General features: G+C 72.5%; 11 protein-coding genes and 1 pseudogene. 4 read left to right on the forward strand and 8 right to left on the reverse strand.

Annotation, left to right across the window (positions count from 1 at the left end):
- The 4 genes and pseudogenes from CR470_RS09960 to CR470_RS09975 all read right to left on the reverse strand — a co-directional run.
- A pseudogene (locus tag CR470_RS09960) lies at window positions 1-866 on the reverse strand (COG1470 family protein); the annotation flags it as partial.
- 97 nt (window positions 867-963) lie between these two features.
- Entirely contained in the window at window positions 964-1,686 is a 723-nt protein-coding gene (locus CR470_RS09965) for a peptidase (RefSeq protein WP_097867209.1), read from the reverse strand.
- A gap of 240 nt (window positions 1,687-1,926) precedes the next feature.
- Window positions 1,927-2,418, reverse strand: a complete 492-nt coding sequence (locus tag CR470_RS09970; RefSeq protein ID WP_097867210.1) for an ATP-binding protein — start codon at window positions 2,416-2,418, stop codon at window positions 1,927-1,929.
- Between the two features lie 202 nt (window positions 2,419-2,620).
- Window positions 2,621-2,989, reverse strand: coding sequence for an STAS domain-containing protein (locus tag CR470_RS09975; protein WP_097867211.1), 369 nt, complete (start codon window positions 2,987-2,989; stop codon window positions 2,621-2,623).
- 284 nt (window positions 2,990-3,273) lie between these two features.
- Between CR470_RS09975 and CR470_RS09980 the strand changes: the two genes are divergently transcribed.
- Window positions 3,274-4,254: an RNA polymerase sigma factor SigF gene (locus tag CR470_RS09980; protein WP_097867212.1), complete on the forward strand. Its 981-nt coding sequence runs from the start codon at window positions 3,274-3,276 to the stop codon at window positions 4,252-4,254.
- A 152-nt stretch (window positions 4,255-4,406) separates the two neighbouring features.
- Here CR470_RS09980 and hutI read toward each other — a convergent pair whose 3' ends face one another.
- The 4 genes from hutI to hutU form a co-directional block, all read right to left on the reverse strand.
- Complete coding sequence (gene hutI, locus CR470_RS09985; RefSeq protein WP_097867213.1) at window positions 4,407-5,579, reverse strand: imidazolonepropionase; 1,173 nt, start codon at window positions 5,577-5,579, stop codon at window positions 4,407-4,409.
- 80 nt (window positions 5,580-5,659) lie between these two features.
- Window positions 5,660-7,027: a formimidoylglutamate deiminase gene (locus CR470_RS09990; protein WP_097867214.1), complete on the reverse strand. Its 1,368-nt coding sequence runs from the start codon at window positions 7,025-7,027 to the stop codon at window positions 5,660-5,662.
- Window positions 7,018-8,310: an allantoate amidohydrolase gene (locus CR470_RS09995; RefSeq protein WP_179892200.1), complete on the reverse strand. Its 1,293-nt coding sequence runs from the start codon at window positions 8,308-8,310 to the stop codon at window positions 7,018-7,020. Before CR470_RS09995 ends, CR470_RS09990 begins: the two co-directional genes overlap by 10 nt.
- The gene (hutU, locus tag CR470_RS10000; protein ID WP_097867215.1) at window positions 8,310-9,968 is read right to left on the reverse strand and encodes a urocanate hydratase; all 1,659 of its coding nucleotides are present in this window, start codon (window positions 9,966-9,968) and stop codon (window positions 8,310-8,312) included. The genes CR470_RS09995 and hutU overlap by 1 nt, the downstream gene beginning before the upstream one ends.
- Window positions 9,969-10,102: 134 nt before the next feature.
- On the opposite strand from hutU, the gene CR470_RS10005 reads away from it, so the two are divergent.
- The 3 genes from CR470_RS10005 to CR470_RS10015 all read left to right on the forward strand — a co-directional run bounded on the left by CR470_RS10005 (window position 10,103) and on the right by CR470_RS10015 (window position 12,858).
- Window positions 10,103-11,494: an APC family permease gene (locus CR470_RS10005; RefSeq protein ID WP_097867216.1), complete on the forward strand. Its 1,392-nt coding sequence runs from the start codon at window positions 10,103-10,105 to the stop codon at window positions 11,492-11,494.
- Window positions 11,495-11,638: 144 nt separating this feature from the next.
- Window positions 11,639-12,052: a hypothetical protein gene (locus CR470_RS10010; RefSeq protein WP_097867217.1), complete on the forward strand. Its 414-nt coding sequence runs from the start codon at window positions 11,639-11,641 to the stop codon at window positions 12,050-12,052.
- Window positions 12,049-12,858 (forward strand): hypothetical protein, encoded by an 810-nt coding sequence (locus tag CR470_RS10015; protein ID WP_097867218.1) that lies wholly within the window; start codon window positions 12,049-12,051, stop codon window positions 12,856-12,858. The genes CR470_RS10010 and CR470_RS10015 overlap by 4 nt, the downstream gene beginning before the upstream one ends.
- Window positions 12,859-12,875: the final 17 nt, after the last annotated feature.

The following is a 12,875-nucleotide window of genomic DNA, read 5'->3' on the forward strand; positions in this document are numbered from 1 at the left end:
CGCCGGAGCCGAGCAGGGCCAGGCCGCCGAGCACCAGCAGCCCGCCAGCCGACGGCCGGGGCCACCGGGATGTGCGTCGCCGAGGCCTCGGCCTCGTCCCGGGCGCCCCCCGGGGCGGTGACCCGCAGCCGTACGGTGACCGCGTCCAGGGCCGGGGCGTCGGGCCAGGGTTCGGTCCGCTCCACCCGTCGGCCGGGGGCCAGCTCCAGCGGCAGGGGCCGTTCCGGGCGGTTCAGCAGCGTGCCGAACACCCCCTCGGCGCGTACCGCGAGCCGGGGCTTCAGCATCACGTTGCCCCGGTTGACGAGGGCGTACCGGATGGTCTCGCCGGAGATCTCGACGTCCTCGACGGTGAGCGCCGCCAGCGTCGGGCCACCGATCCGGACCCGGACCGGTACGCGGATCTCCTCGTCCCCGTCGTCGGCCACGACCTCCCCGGAAGCGTCGCCGGGCACCGCGTCGGGCGGCACCGTGAGGGCGAGCGGCACCTCGGCGCGGGTCCGGGCCGGGACGGTGACGGTGTCGGCGGCGAACCCGATCCAGGCCCCGGCCCGGCCGGCGCCCCGTAGCCGTACGGTCAGCGGGGCGCGGCCGGTGTTGGTCACCGCGAGACGGTCCTGGAGGGCCGTGCCGGGGGTGCCCTCCAGATAGACGTACGGCCTGGCGTCCCGGTCGGTGCCTCCACCGGCGGGCCGGGCCGTCCAGCCCGCCGGGCCGTCTTCGGCGGTCGGGGCGGTGTCGGCCGGGGCGGTGTCGGCCTGGCCGTCCGCGGCGGCCGGGAGCGGTGTGAGCGCGCACAGCAGTGCGGCGAGCACCGTCGTGAGGTCGAGCAGCGCCCGGCGGAGGCGCGGGGTGGGTGGCGACATGGGCGGCTCCTCTGCCTTCCGGCGGCGATGCTGCGCTGGACTGTGCTCGGCTGTGCTGGGCTCGGCCTGCGGAGCGCTGCGCTCGGCTGTGCTGGGCTCAGCCTGCGGAGCGCTGTCCTCGCCGGGTCAGCCAGAGCACGCCGGCCGCCCCGCTCAGCAGCACGGTGCCGCCGAGCGTGCCGAGCGCCGCCGCCGACTCCAGCGGGCCGGTGCGGGGCAGTTCACCGCCCCCCGAAGCGCCGCCGGTCGAACCGCCGGTGGACGCGCCGCCCGTCGAGCCGCCGCCGGTGGAGCCGCCCTCCGATGAACCGCCCGCCCCCTGGACGTCGAGTTCGAGGGAGGGACCAGGGCTGTTCTTGGGCGTACAGGTGGTGGTCGTACCGAGGGCCTTGATGGTGAGGACTCCGGCGGTGAAGGTGACCTTGCCGCTCTTCTTCGGGGTGTACGTCCCCGACAGGTCACTGATCTTGATGGGGGTGTTGGCCGGAATCGCCTCGCTGTTCGCGGGGCCGGTGACCTGGACCTTCCCCTGCTCCGCGCCGCCCAGCTCGATCACGGCGCTCGGGTTCATGGCCCCTTTGCCCAGCTCGACCGGGCTGGAGGAGACGCCCTTCCGGAAGGACATGGTGAGCTTGTAGCCGCCGCCGCTCCCGACTCCCTTGATATCGATGGGCGAGACCGCCCCTTTGGGCCCGATGGGCGTCACGCACTGGTAGTTGACGTCCACGACGTCGGCGTGCGCGGCGGGCGCGCCCGCCACCACGATCGAGCCGGCCAGCGCAGTCGCCAGCGCGAGAGTTGTCCGCTTCTGGTTCGACACCTCGTGCTCCCCTCATGCCGGACGCCGCCGCGCGCCACGACCCGTACGGACGCACATTGCTGACGACACATCAGATTTGGCGCTCAAGGTACGCCGGGGGCCTGATGGAGGGAAGACAAAAAGCGCGCCGATCGGGCGCGCTCTTCGCGGTGCGGGTGAGGGGTACGACCGAGGCGTACCGGTGAGGCGTACGGGCAAGGAACGCGGGCCAGGCCGGGGCGGCGAGCTCCGCCCCCATGCCTAGGCCGGGGCGGCGAGCTCCGCCCAGACGGTCTTGCCCGGGGCGTCCGGAGTGCGCAGGACGCCCCAGTCGAGGCAGAGGCGCTGCACGATGAACATGCCGTGCCCCCCGGGCCGGCCGGCCCGATGGGGCGTACGGGGCGCGGGCTGACCGGCCCCCCGGTCGACGACCTCCACACGCAGCACCTTGGAGGTGTGGCCGATCCGGAGCTCCTCGGGGCCCTCCGCGTGCAGACAGGCGTTGGTCACCAGCTCGGAGACGACCAGCAGGACGTCCTCGGCGGCGGCCCTGCGGTCCGCGGTGGACGCCGGGAGCCAGCCCCAGTCGTGCAGCGCCTGTCGAGCGAAGTCACGGGCCGTCGGAACGATGCCCGCGGCCTGCCCCAGTGAGAGCGTGCGCCACTGCCGCGCGGCCGGGACGGTCGAGGCTGCGCCCGCTCCGTCCGGCTCGCGACCGAGGTCGCCCGGCGGATGCTGCCGGGTGGTGCTCATCAGCGCTTCACCTCACCGATTCGCCATGTCGCCATGTCGCCGTTGAACAGATAGTGATCAGTTACCGAGTGTGCCGGAGCCCTTGCGGGGCACCGCCGGGGTGTCTCCTGCCCTGCCGCGTCGCAACAACACCCACTTGTGGCACACGATCGCGTGACACGGGCGACACCGGGGACGTCCGCGGTCGCACGGCCATGCCGGGTCAGGTGACCAGGGCCTCTTCGAGCGTGGCGTGGACGGTGAAGACCGCCTCCGCGCCGGTGATCTCGAACACCCTCGCCACGACGGGCAGCATTCCGGCCAGATGAACCCCTCCGCCGGCCGCCTCCGCCTTGAGGCGGGCGCCGAGCAGGACGTTCAGCCCGGTGGAATCACAGAAATCCAGGCGAGAGCAGTCGACCACCAGGCGCGAACGCCCCTGTTCGACCGCACTCTCCAGGGGCTCGCGCAGCAGATCGGCGGTGTGGTGGTCGAGCTCACCCACCGGCGTCACGACCTCGCTGCGCCCCTCGGTCCGGGCCTCGACCTGAAGTCGCCCCCGGTTAGCACTGCCGACCGTCCCGCGGTCCATGCCTGTCCCTCTTCGCCGTTCGTCACTGTGCGCGTCACTGCCTGTGCGGCTGTATGCGTAGCTGCCGCCGACGTGCGTAAAACAGTACGCGTTCCGTTCGCCACGCGGTAGTCGGAGACCTCAACAAACCGGACATATAGCATGAATTGGCGCTTGTCACCGCTGGCCAGAACCGGGTATGGGTAGAGGGACACCCGAACACGACCGGCTTTGGAGGCGCCGCTTCACCGCAGGAACACGTAGGGGCATCGGCAGCCATATGCCGAGAACGATGGAGGAGACCCATGTCACCCCGGCTCGACGAAGCGCGTACCCACAACGCGTCGTCGGCATGTCCTCAGGGACCGATCAATTCCGACTCCCCCGCCGCGAGCGCCGTTCCCGGCCCGCGCACCAGCACCACCGGCAACGCCAGCACCACCGTCACCACCTCAGACTTCTCCGACGCGGTCGGCGAGGGACTCGAAGGACTTCCCGAGATCCCGCCCTATGCCGAAATAGGCGCTCTGGACGCCAGGGCCCTGTCGAAGACGCTCTTCGAGCGGCTGGAGTCCCTCGAAGAGGGCACCCACGAGTACAGCTACGTCCGCAACACCCTCGTCGAGCTCAACCTCGCGCTCGTCAAGTTCGCCGCCTCCCGGTTCCGCTCCCGCAGCGAGCCGATGGAGGACATCGTCCAGGTCGGCACCATCGGCCTGATCAAGGCGATCGACCGGTTCGAGCTGAGCCGCGGCGTGGAGTTCCCCACCTTCGCGATGCCGACGATCGTCGGCGAGATCAAGCGATTCTTCCGTGACACCAGCTGGTCCGTGCGCGTACCACGGCGGCTCCAGGAGCTGCGGCTCGACCTGGCGAAGGCGGGCGACGAGCTCTCCCAGCAGCTGGACCGCGCGCCCACCGTGGCGGAGTTGTCCGAGCGCCTCGGCATCACCCAGGACGAGGTCGTCGAGGGCATGTCCGCGAGCAACGCCTACACCGCGAGCTCGCTGGACGCCAAGCCCGAGGAGGACGACCACGAGGGCGCCCTCGCGGACCGCATCGGCTACGAGGACCACGGGCTCGAAGGCATCGAGTACGTCGAGTCGCTGAAGCCGCTGATCGCCGCGCTGCCTTCCAGGGACCGGATGATCCTCTCGCTCCGCTTCGTCAGCAACATGACGCAGTCGGAGATCGGCGAGGAACTGAACATCTCGCAGATGCACGTGTCCCGGCTGCTCTCCCGGACGCTGACCAAGCTCCGCAAGGGTCTGACCCTGGAGGAGTGACCCCGACACGGCCCCCTGTCCCGCGATGGGGCTTCACGGGCCGTTCGAGCAGCACCGCGGAAGGACCCGCCCCGGACGCCGGGAGCGGGTCCTTCCGCATGTGGGGGGCGCTTCCGCCGACCGGGCCCCCGGGCCGGTCCCGGGGCCGTCCGTCACACCACCCGCTGTCCGCTCCGCCAGACCGCGCTGACCAGCGGGACGCCCGGGCGGTAGGCGAGGTGGACGTGGCTCGGGGCGTCGAGGAGGACCAGGTCGGCGCGGGCGCCGGGGGTGATCCGGCCGATGTCGGTACGCCGCAGGGCGGCGGCCCCGCCGGCGGTGGCCGACCAGATCGCCTCGTCCGGGGTCATCCCCATGTCGCGCACGGCCAGCGCGACGCAGAACGGCACGGACGAGGTGAACGACGAGCCGGGGTTGCAGTCCGTGGAGAGTGCGACGGTGACCCCCGCGTCGAGGAGACGGCGGGCATCGGGCCAGGTGGCACGGGTGGAGAACTCCGCGCCCGGGAGCAGCGTGGCCACCGTGTCGCCCTGGCCGAGCGCGTCGACGTCCGCGTCGGTGAGGTGGGTGCAGTGGTCGGCCGAGGCGGCGTCGAGCTCGACGGCGAGCTGGACGCCGGGGCCGTACGTCAGCTGGTTGGCGTGGATACGGGGGTGCAGCCCCTTGGCGCGGCCCGCCGTGAGGATGGCGCGGGCCTGGTCGCCGTCGAAGGCGCCCTGCTCGCAGAACACGTCGATCCAGCGGGCGTGCGGGGCGCAGGCCTCCAGCATCGGACCGGTGACCAGGTCGACGTACCCGGCGGGGTCCTCGGCGTAGTCGGGGGACACGATGTGGGCGCCGAGGTAGGTGACCTCGTCGGTGTGGCGGGCCGCGATCCGCAGGGCGCGGGCCTCGTCCTCGACGGTGAGGCCGTAGCCGGACTTGGTCTCGAAGGTGGTGGTGCCCTGACGCAGGGCCTCGGCGAGGTAGCGGGCGACGTTGGCGGAGAGCTCCTCGTCGGAGGCGGCCCGGGTGGCGGCGACGGTCGTGCGGATGCCGCCGGCGCGGTAGGGCTGCCCGGACATGCGGGCGTTGAACTCCTGGGTGCGGTCGCCCGCGAAGACCAGGTGGGAGTGGGAGTCGACGAAGCCCGGGATCACCGCGCGGCCGGCCGCGTCGAGGACGTTGTCAGTGGCGGGTGCTTTGCTGGATTCACCGGTCCAGACGATGCGGTCGCCCTCGATGACGACGGCCGCGTCCCGGATCAGGCCCAGGGGGGTCCCGTTGCCGAGGGAGGGGTCATTGGTGACCAGGCTGGCGATGTGGGTGATGGCTGTGGTCGTCATCTGGAGAGTGTTCTCCTTGCGTTCCGGAGGGTCCGGTTCTGCGGGCGGGGTCCGGTCCGGGGTCTCGGGCGGGTCCGGGGTCAGTGGTGCAGGGCGGCCACGGCCTCGGCGAGCGCCCGGGGCACGTCCTCGATCCGGGTGTGACGGCCGTCCCGGACGATGTGCCGGCCCGCCACGACCGTGTGCCGCACATCAGCGGCGGAGGCGGCGAATACGGCGGTCTCCGCTGCCAGTCGGGGCATCGGTCCGGCCGTCCTGACGGAGTCCAGGGCGACGGTGGTCAGATCGGCGGGGGCACCCGGCTCCAGCACCCCCGCGTCGGGGCGGCCGAGTGCGGCGTGCCCGTCGGCGGAGGCGGCGCGGAGCAGGGCGGCGGCCGTCCAGTGGCCCCGGATGTGCGTGCGCAGCCGCTCGTTGAGCTCCATCGCGCGCGCCTCTTCGAAGAGGTCGATCACGGCGTGGCTGTCGCTGCCCAGCGAGAGCGGCGAGCCCGCTTTCTGGAGGGCGGCGGCGGGGCCGATGCCGTCGGCCAGGTCGCGTTCGGTGGTGGGGCACATGCAGGTGCCGGTGGCCGAGGAGCCGAGCAGCTCGATGTCCGCCTCGGTCAGGTGCGTGTTGTGGATGCCGGTGGTGCGCGGGCCGAGGACCCCGTGGTCGGCCAGCAGCCGGGTGGGGGTACGGCCGTGGGCGGCGTGGCAGGCGTCGTTCTCCGCCGTCTGCTCGGAGAGGTGCACGTGGAGCGGGGCGTTCCGCTCCTCGGCCCACTGCGCGACGGTGGCCAGCTGTCCGGCCGGGACCGCCCGGACGGAGTGGACGGCCGCACCGATGAGGGTGTGGTCGTCGCCCTTGAGGAGGGAGGCGCGCTCCGCCCAGGCCTCGGCGGTGGTGTCGGAGAAGCGCAGCTGGTGCCGGTTGGGCTGCTCGCCGAATCCGGCGGCGAGATAGGCGGTGTCCAGCAGGGTGATCCGGATCCCGGCCTCGGCGGCGGCCGCGATCAGCGCTTCGCCCATGGCGTTCGGGTTGGCGTAGGGGGTGCCGCCGGGGGCGTGGTGCAGGTAGTGGAATTCGCCGACGGCGGTGATGCCGGCCAGGGCCATCTCGGCGTAGGTGGCGCGGGCCAGGTCGAAGTAGGTGTCCGGGGTGAGCCGGGAGGCCGTCCGGTACATCAGCTCGCGCCAGGTCCAGAAGGTGCCCGAGCCGACCTGGACGGTGGCGCGCAGGGCCCGGTGGAAGGCGTGGGAGTGCGTGTTGGCGAGGCCGGGGAGGGTCAGGCCGCGCAGCGCCGTCGCGCCGGGCGGCGGTGTCCCGACCCCGGTCCTGATCCCGGCGATGCGGCCGTCCGCGACGTCCAGGGTGACGCCCGGCTCGACGTGGGTGCCGAGCCAGGCGTGGTCCATCCAGTACGTCGCGGTGACGGGTGCGCCCGTCGCCCGGTGTGTCAGCTGCACGCGAGACCTTCCAGTACGTCGGCGAGCGCCCCGACCCCCGCCGTGCAGTCGTCCTCGGTGGCGTGCTCGGCGGGTGAGTGCGAGATGCCGGTGGGGTTGCGTACGAAGAGCATGGCGGTGGGCGCCGAGGCGGACAAAATACCCGCATCGTGGCCCGCGCCGGTGCCGAGGACGGGCACGGGCCGCCCCGTGTCGCCGGCCCCCTCCAGGATCTTGCCGAGCTCGTCGCGCAGGGCGTGCTCGAACTCGACGACGGGCGTGAACGACTCGCGCACGACGTCGAGGCCGATCCCGGCCCGCTCGGCGTACTCCCGGGCGGCGTGCTCGATTCCGGTGACGACGGCGTCGAGGGTGGCCTGGTCGGCGGCGCGGGAGTCGAGCCAGCCGCGTACGAGGGAGGGGATGGCGTTGACGCCGTTGGGCTCGACGGCGATCTTGCCGAAGGTGGCGAGAGCGCCGGTCAGTTCGGCTTCGCGGCGGGCGGCGAGGACGGTCTCGGCGTACGTGAGCATCGGGTCGCGGCGGTCGGCGAGGCGGGTGGTGCCCGCGTGGTTGGCCTCGCCCCGGAAGTCGAACCGCCAGCGGCCGTGCGGCCAGATGGCGGAGGCGATGCCGACGGGGTCGCCGGTCAGGTCGAGGGCGCGGCCCTGCTCGACGTGGAGTTCGACGAACGCGCCGATCCGGGCGAGCCGTTCCGGGTCGGGGCCGATGGTCCCGGGGTCGTATCCGGCTCCCTCCATGGCGGCGGGCAGGGTGATCCCGTCCCCGTCGCGCAGCCGGTGGGCATCGGCCACGGCGAGCTGTCCGGCGGCGAGCCGGGACCCGACGCAGGCCAGGCCGAAGCGGGCGCCCTCCTCGTCCCCGAAGTTGGCGATCGCCAGCGGCCGGGTGAACTCCGCTCCCCTGCGGTGGAGTTCGTCGAGCGCGGCGAAGGAGGACACCACGCCGAGCGGTCCGTCGAAGGCGCCGCCGTCCGGGACGGAGTCCAGGTGCGAACCGGTGACGACGGCTTCCCCGGCCAGCGGGTCGCCGAGCCAGGCCCATTGGTTGCCGTTGCGGTCGGTCTCGTACGCGAGACCGCGCGCCTCGGCCTGCGCGCGGAACCAGGCCCGGCAGTCGAGGTCCGCCGGCGACCAGGCGTAGCGCCGGTAGCCGCCGCTGTCGGGGTGACGCCCGATGGGGGCCAGCTCCCGCCACATCGAGAGGAAGGAGTCACCCGCGCGCCACTGCTCCCGGGTGCCGGGAGAGGTGGCGGACGCGCCCCCGGACCCGCCGGACGGCATCAGTTGCCCTCCGTCATGGGGACGCGTACGCCCTGGTCGGCGGCGACGTTCTCGGCGATGTCGTACCCGGCGTCGACGTGGCGGATGACGCCCATGCCCGGGTCGTTCGTCAGCACGCGGCGGATCTTCTCGCCCGCCAGCTTCGTGCCGTCGGCGACGGAGACCTGGCCCGCGTGGATGGAGCGGCCCATGCCGACGCCGCCGCCGTGGTGGAGGGAGACCCAGGAGGCGCCGGAGGCGACGTTGACCATGGCGTTGAGCAGCGGCCAGTCGGCGATGGCGTCGGAGCCGTCGAGCATGGCCTCGGTCTCGCGGTACGGGGAGGCGACCGAGCCGCAGTCCAGGTGGTCGCGGCCGATGGCCAGCGGGGCGGCCAGCTCGCCGCTCGCGACCATGTCGTTGAAGCGCTCGCCGGCCTTGTCGCGCTCGCCGTAGCCGAGCCAGCAGATGCGGGCGGGCAGGCCCTGGAAGTGGACGCGCTCGCCGGCCATCTTGATCCAGCGGTGCAGCGACTCGTTCTCCGGGAACAGCTCCAGCATCGCCTTGTCGGTCTTGTGGATGTCGGACGCCTCGCCGGACAGCGCGGCCCACCGGAAGGGGCCCTTGCCCTCGCAGAAGAGGGGGCGGATGTAGGCGGGGACGAAGCCGGGGAAGTCGAAGGCACGGTCGTACCCGGCGAGCTGGGCCTCGCCGCGGATGGAGTTGCCGTAGTCGAAGACCTCGGCGCCGGCGTCCATGAAGCCGACCATGGCCTCGACGTGGCGGGCCATCGACTCACGGGCGCGCAGGGTGAAGTCGGCGGGCTTCTCGGCGGCGAGGTCGGCCATGTCGTCGAAGTCGACGCCGAGCGGCAGGTAGGCCAGCGGGTCGTGGGCGCTGGTCTGGTCGGTGACGATGTCGATGGGCGCGCTCTCGGCGAGCATCCGGGGCAGTAGTTCGGCGGCGTTGCCGAGGAGGCCGATGGAGAGCGGGCGGCGGGCGTCGCGGGCCTCGACGGCGAGTTGGAGGGCGTGCTCCAGGTTGTCGGCCCGCACGTCCAGGAAGCGGTGCTCGATGCGGCGCTCGATGGCGCGCGGGTCGCAGTCGATGCAGAGGGCGACGCCGTCGTTCATGGTCACGGCGAGCGGCTGGGCGCCGCCCATGCCGCCGAGCCCGGCGGTCAGGGTGATCGTCCCGGCCAGCGTCCCGCCGAACTTCTTGGCGGCGACGGCGGCGAAGGTCTCGTAGGTGCCCTGGAGGATGCCCTGGGTGCCGATGTAGATCCAGGACCCGGCGGTCATCTGGCCGTACATGGTGAGCCCGAGCGCCTCCAGGCGGCGGAACTCCTCCCAGTTGGCCCAGTCGCCGACCAGGTTGGAGTTGGCGATGAGCACGCGTGGCGCCCACTCGTGGGTCTGCATGACGCCGACCGGCCGCCCGGACTGGACGAGCATCGTCTCGTCCTGCTTGAGCGTCTGGAGGGTGCGGACCATCGCGTCGAACGAGCGCCAGTCGCGGGCGGCCTTCCCGGTGCCGCCGTAGACGACCAGCTTGTCGGGGTGCTCGGCGACCTCGGGGTCGAGGTTGTTCTGCAGCATCCGCAGGGCGGCTTCCTGCTGCCATCCCAGGGCGGTCAGTGCGCTGCCGCGCGGTGCCCGTACGGGGCGGGGTCCTGACATGGCGGTGCCTCCTCGCGACGGTGAAAATCTATTCACATCCTGATGCTCTGAATAGTCGTAGTCAACAGGTGCGGTTCGCGCCGCGACCGGGAACAGGTTCTGCCAGTGATGCGCAGCATGGACCGGAGGCGTCGATGAGCACTGCCGAATCCCCCACGACCGGCGATCCCACGAACCCCGGAGGGTCGCCACCGCTCAAGCGCGCCCTCGGCACCAAGCTGCTGATCCTCTTCGTCATCGGCGACATCCTGGGCACCGGCATCTACGCGACCACCGGGAACGTGGCGGGCAAGGTCGGCGGCGCGCTGTGGCTGCCGTTCGCGATCGGCTTCGCCGTCGCCCTGCTGACGGCGGCCTCGTACGTGGAACTCGTCGGCAAGTACCCGAAGGCGGCCGGGGCCGCGCTCTACACCCAGAAGGCGTTCAAGGTCCCCTTCCTGACCTTCGTCGTCGCCTTCATGGTGATGTGCTCGGGCCTCTCCTCGGCGAGCGCGGCGGCGCGGGCGTTCAGCGGCGACTACCTGGGGGAGTTCACCGACGCGGTGCCGCCGACCCTGATCGCGGTCCTGTTCGTCCTCGTCCTCGCCGCGATCAACCTCCGCGGGGTCGCCGAGTCGGTGAAGGCGAACGTCGTGCTGACCCTGGTCGAGGTCAGCGGACTCGTGGTGATCCTCGCGATCGGCGCGTACGCCGTGTTCAGCGGCGACGGCGAGCCCTCCCGGCTGACCCAGATCGAGACCGGCGGCACCGGGTACGCCCTGGTCACCGGGGTGCTCGGCGCCACCGCGCTGGGCTTCTTCGCCTTCGTCGGCTTCGAGGACTCGGTCAACATGGCCGAGGAGACCAAGAACCCCGCCCGCGCCTTCCCCCGCGCGATCTTCATCGGGGTGGGCATCACCGGCACCGTCTACGTCCTGGTCGCCCTGGTCTCCTCGCTCCTGGTCGACTCCCGCACCCTGGCGGGCTCCAGCGGCCCGCTGCTGGAGGTGGTGAAGGCCGGGGGCGTCGATTTCCCGCCGAAACTCTTCGCGCTGATCGCCCTGTTCGCCGTCACCAACTCGGCGCTGATCAACATCATGATGGCCTCGCGGCTCTGCTACGGCATGGCCAACGAGCGCATCCTGCCGCCCGCGATGGGCAAGGTGCTGGCGGGCCGGCGCACCCCCTGGGTCGGTATCGTCTTCGTCTCCGTCCTGGCCGTCGGACTGGTCTCCACCGGCGAGATCGAAGGGCTCGGCGACACCACCTCGTTCCTGCTGCTCTGCGTCTTCGCCGTGGTCAACATCGCCGTGCTGGTGCTGCGCAAGGACCGGGTGGACCACCGCCACTTCCGTACGCCGACGGCGCTTCCGGTGCTCGGCGCGCTCACCTCGCTGATCCTGGCGAGCCCTCTCGCCGACCGGGGCTCCGACGTGTACGTACGGGCCGGGATCCTGCTGCTGATCGGGATCGGGCTGTGGGCGCTCAACAAGGCGGTGATGACGGCCCGCGAGAGGTCCGGCAGGTCCGGCGCCCCGGGCGCCTGACGGAGCGCCGCCACCGCGTTCCGGCCACTCCTTTACACCGCGGTCGGCATGTACCAAGGGAAAATGCCAGAACCTCCGCCGGCCATGAGCACGTTGCGTAGCCTCTGCGTTACAGCCGTACGCCACGTCGGGAGGGGAATCCGCGTGCCCGGAATCGACGAGTGCCTGCTCGAAGTCATGAGGCTGCCCGGGGCCCGGGGCGCCTCGGTGGTCGACTGGACGAGCGGTCTCGCCCTCGGCACCATCGGGGAATCCCCCAACGGCGACCACGAGGCGACCGCCGCCGAGACGGCGGAGGTCGCCCGGATGACCGCCGAGCAGCCGGCCTTCGCCCACCTCGCCCCGGACGGCGGCGCACAGCACCCCGGACAAGCGCCGAGCACTCCCGTCGAGGACGTCATCGTCACCACCCACGGCGGGTACCACCTGCTCCGGTTCGTCGAGACGGCCTTCGACAGCAGCGTCTTCCTGCACCTGTGGCTGGACCGCTCCGAGGGCAATCTCGCGCTCGCCCGGCTGCGGCTCGGCGAGCTGGCCGAGCGCCTGGTGCTGGCATGAGCGCGATAACCGCCGACCCCGACGCCCCCGGCACGGACCGGCTCCCGGTGCTCTCCCCGATGCTCCGGCGCCTCGCCGACGAGCGCGCCACCGGCGCCCTGATGCGCGACCGCGGCACGCTCTACCTCGCCGACGGCCAGGTGGTGCACGCCGAGAGCCCCGCCACCCCCGGCATCGACGTCCTGCTCACCACCGGCGGGACCCTGCGGCACGAGGGCTGGTGGGACGCCGTGGCGCAGGCCGGGGCGCACCGGCGGGTCGGCCGCTATCTCGTGGACAGCGGTCATGTACCGAGCGGCGCACTGGAGTTGTGCCACCTCGGCGCGCTGTACGACGCCGCGTTCTTCGCGCTCGCGCCGACCGGGACGCCCGCCCGCTTCCGCTACGGGGTGGCGCACTGGATCGGCCCGGTGCGGCCCGTCCCGGTGGCGGCCGTGGAGCGCGAGACGCTGCGCAGACGGGAGTTCCTGGACCGGATCTGGCCCGACCCCGCCTGCGACAGCGCGCCACTGCTGCGGACGGCGGCGCGTCCGTCCGACGCCCCGGTCCCGGCCCGGCAGCGCCGGCTCCTGGAGCTGGCCGACGGGGCCCGCACGGCCTCGGACATCGCGCGGACGCTGGGCCGTTCGGCGTTCCACACCCTGGTCGACCTGCGGCGGCTGTCGGCGGCCGGTCTGGTCGAGGCGGTCCGCGCACAGCCCCTGCCGGACTCTTCCGTGTCCGGCCGGATCACGCTCCCCGAGGTGACGGCCGACCCCGATACCGCCCTGCTGCGCCGGCTCCGAGACGCATTGGAGGCCCTGTGATACGCGCGCTCAGACAG

It is taken from the genome of Streptomyces sp. rh34, assembly GCF_002551245.1.
Lineage (GTDB): Bacteria > Actinomycetota > Actinomycetes > Streptomycetales > Streptomycetaceae > Streptomyces.

Bases quoted from the DNA above. Each gene is read 5' to 3' on its own strand.
- CR470_RS09970 (WP_097867210.1), bottom strand. From the start codon at position 2,418: ATGAGCACCACCCGGCAGCATCCGCCGGGCGACCTCGGTCGCGAGCCG.
- CR470_RS09975 (WP_097867211.1), bottom strand. From the start codon at position 2,989: ATGGACCGCGGGACGGTCGGCAGTGCTAACCGGGGGCGACTTCAGGTC.
- CR470_RS09980 (WP_097867212.1), top strand. From the start codon at position 3,274: ATGTCACCCCGGCTCGACGAAGCGCGTACCCACAACGCGTCGTCGGCA.
- hutI (WP_097867213.1), bottom strand. From the start codon at position 5,579: ATGACGACCACAGCCATCACCCACATCGCCAGCCTGGTCACCAATGAC.
- CR470_RS09995 (WP_179892200.1), bottom strand. From the start codon at position 8,310: ATGCCGTCCGGCGGGTCCGGGGGCGCGTCCGCCACCTCTCCCGGCACC.
- hutU (WP_097867215.1), bottom strand. From the start codon at position 9,968: ATGTCAGGACCCCGCCCCGTACGGGCACCGCGCGGCAGCGCACTGACC.
- CR470_RS10005 (WP_097867216.1), top strand. From the start codon at position 10,103: ATGAGCACTGCCGAATCCCCCACGACCGGCGATCCCACGAACCCCGGA.
- CR470_RS10015 (WP_097867218.1), top strand. From the start codon at position 12,049: ATGAGCGCGATAACCGCCGACCCCGACGCCCCCGGCACGGACCGGCTC.